Genomic DNA, 2,130 nt, shown 5'->3' on the forward strand with positions numbered 1-2,130 from the left:
GCGCCGTCGGCCGCGAGGCCGCCCGCCGGGGCCTCGACCAGCGACCGTACGACGTACAGCTGCTCGGCGCGATGGCGCTGCTCTCCGGCAAGGTCGCCGAGATGGCCACCGGTGAGGGCAAGACGCTGACCGCCGCCATCGCCGCGTACGGGCACGTCCGACTCGGCAACGGGCCGGTGCACGTGCTCACCGTCAACGACTACCTGGCCCGCCGCGACGCCCAGTGGATGGAACCCATCTACACGCTGCTCGGCCTGACCGTCGGTTGGGTCAACGAGGCGTCCACGCCGCAGGAGCGGCGCGACGCCTACAGCTGCGACGTCACCTATGTCTCGGTCAGCGAGGCGGGCTTCGACTACCTGCGCGACCAGTTGGTCACCGACGTGGCCGACCGGGTGCAGCCCGCGCTGGCCACCGCGATCATCGACGAGGCCGACTCGATCATGATCGACGAGGCCCGGGTGCCGATGGTCCTGGCCGGCGCGGTGCCGGGCGAGCAGGACCCGGTGCACGCCGCCGCCGCGCTGGTGCGCGGCCTGCGCAAGGGCCGGCACTACACGGTCGCCGAGGACGGGCGCAGCGTCGCCTTCACCTCCGCCGGCCTGGCCGCCGTCGAGGCCAAGCTCGGCATCGACCTGTACGACGAGGAGCACGTCGAGCAGCTCTCCGCGGTCCACGTGGCGCTGCACGCCCAGGCCCTGCTGCACCGTGACGTGGACTACATCGTCCGGGACGGCTCGGTCGAGCTGATCGACGAGATGCGCGGCCGGGTGGCCCAGCGCCGCCGCTGGCCCGACGGGCTCCAGGCGGCGGTCGAGGCCAAGGAGGGCCTGGACGCCACCGCCGAGGGCGAGGTGCTGGGCACCATCGCCGTGCAGGCGTTCATCGCGCTCTACCCGAAGGTGTGCGGCATGACCGCCACCGCGGTGCTGGTCGGCGACCAGTTGCGGGAGTTCTTCGGCCTGGAGGTCGCGGTTATCCCGCCGAACACCCCGTGTGTCCGCGAGGACGAGCCCGACCGGATCTACGCGACCCGCGCCGAGAAGGACGAGGCGCTGATCGACGAGATCCAGCGCTGGCACGCCAAGGGGCGTCCGGTGCTGGTCGGCACCCTCGACGTCAAGGAGTCCGAGGGGCTCGCCGCCGGGCTCAACGCGGCCGGCGTGTCCTGCGTGGTGCTGAACGCCAAGAACGACGACGAGGAAGCGGCGATCATCGCCGAGGCCGGCGCGTACGGCGCGGTGACCGTCTCCACCCAGATGGCCGGCCGGGGCGTCGACATCCGGCTCGGCGGCAGCGACCAGGCCGACCAGGAGCGGGTGGCCGAGCTGGGTGGCCTCTACGTGATCGGCAGCGGCCGGCACGACAGCCGTCGCGTCGACGACCAGCTGCGGGGCCGTGCCGGCCGGCAGGGCGACCCGGGTGGCTCGGTCTTCTTCGTCAGCCTGGAGGACGACCTGGTCGTCCGGCACGCCGCCGACGCGGTGCCGCCGTCGCCGCGGATGAACGCCGACGGCCTGGTCACCGACGAGCAGGTCGACTACGCGGTCGAGCACGCCCAGCGGGTCGCCGAGGGCGTCAACCACGAGATCCACCGCAACACCTGGCGCTACAGCGTGGTGATCGAGCAGCAGCGCATTGCCCTCGCCGCCCGCCGGGAGCGGCTGCTGACCAGCGACGTGGCCGCGCTGATGCTGCTGGACAAGGTGCCCGAGAAGGCCGGCGAGATGGACGAGGACCTGCTCGCCCGGGTGGCCCGTTCGATCGCGCTCTTCCACCTGGACCGGCTCTGGGCCGAGCACCTGGCCGAGCTGTCGGAGGTCCGCGAGGGCGTGCACCTGCGCGCGCTGGGCCGGCTCGACCCGCTGGACGAGTTCCACCGCGCGGCGGTGCCGGCGTTCAACAACCTCGTCCCGGAGATCGAGGCCCGCACCATCGCCACGTTCACCGAGACCGAATTCGATGAGGATTGGGAGCCCGAGGACGGCACCCTGATCCGGCCGACCGCCACCTGGACGTACCTGGTGCACGACAACCCGTTCGGCTCTGAGCTCGACCGGCTGATCGCCTCGATCGGCCGGCGGCTCAGCGGCGCGTCGCGCTGACCTGACCTCCGGGGCCTCTGCCACA

1 protein-coding gene is annotated in these 2,130 nt (G+C 72.4%); it reads left to right on the forward strand.

The window, feature by feature from the left end:
* Positions 1–2,105: accessory Sec system translocase SecA2 (gene secA2, locus AB0J68_RS31375; protein ID WP_363942413.1), on the forward strand; the 2,105-nt coding region annotated here is incomplete at its 5' end.
* Between the last annotated feature and the right edge of the window lie 25 nt (positions 2,106–2,130).

The sequence above is a fragment of the Micromonospora sp. NPDC049580 genome (assembly GCF_040675595.1).
Classification (GTDB): domain Bacteria; phylum Actinomycetota; class Actinomycetes; order Mycobacteriales; family Micromonosporaceae; genus Micromonospora.